The sequence below is a fragment of the Enterobacter sp. ENT03 genome (assembly GCF_019218745.1).
Classification (GTDB): Bacteria; Pseudomonadota; Gammaproteobacteria; order Enterobacterales; family Enterobacteriaceae; genus Enterobacter_D.
In genome coordinates, this window is the sequence record NZ_JAHUXA010000057.1 from 1 (window position 1) to 272 (window position 272).

The following is a 272-nucleotide window of genomic DNA, read 5'->3' on the forward strand; positions in this document are numbered from 1 at the left end:
TGAGTTCCCGACCGAATCGCTGGCAACAAAGGATAAGGGTTGCGCTCGTTGCGGGACTTAACCCAACATTTCACAACACGAGCTGACGACAGCCATGCAGCACCTGTCTCACGGTTCCCGAAGGCACCAAGGCATCTCTGCCAAGTTCCGTGGATGTCAAGAGTAGGTAAGGTTCTTCGCGTTGCATCGAATTAAACCACATGCTCCACCGCTTGTGCGGGCCCCCGTCAATTCATTTGAGTTTTAACCTTGCGGCCGTACTCCCCAGGCGG

1 rRNA gene is annotated in these 272 nt (G+C 54.8%); it reads right to left on the minus strand.

Annotated elements, in window-relative coordinates:
- A 16S ribosomal RNA gene (locus tag KW828_RS21730) occupies nucleotides 1-272 on the minus strand; the annotation flags it as partial.